The organism is Corynebacterium sp. MSK158, assembly GCF_030229085.1.
In the GTDB taxonomy this organism is placed as follows: Bacteria; Actinomycetota; Actinomycetes; order Mycobacteriales; family Mycobacteriaceae; genus Corynebacterium.
This window is the reverse complement of record NZ_JASPHJ010000050.1, coordinates 1-258: the sequence shown is the minus strand read 5'-3', so window position 1 is coordinate 258 and position 258 is coordinate 1. Positions and strand designations below refer to the sequence as shown.

The 258-nt window shown below is 58.5% G+C and carries 1 pseudogene; it reads left to right on the top strand.

From position 1 onward, the window contains the following. Window positions 1-188: pseudogene (locus QP915_RS11640) on the top strand (undecaprenyl-phosphate alpha-N-acetylglucosaminyl 1-phosphate transferase); the annotation flags it as partial. Window positions 189-258: the final 70 nt, after the last annotated feature.

Genomic DNA, 258 nt, shown 5'->3' with positions numbered 1-258 from the left:
ACCTCTGGGTGTCCGCGGTGGCCTTTGGTGCGGTGTCGTTTTCCATCGAGCCAGCGCCAGTTGCAATCGGCCTGTCCATCATGGCGTTGTTGATTGCCTTTGGCGCGACGCTGATTCCACTGCGGCAGGGTAAGATTGGGCTCAGGTCGTCGGATGATTGCGTATTGCGTGACTCGCCGAGTGCGTGAGGTAGGGTGAATGTCCGTGAGTGACACAACGGAAAATCCTAATTTCGATGACCCGCGCCTGCCGCTGCAG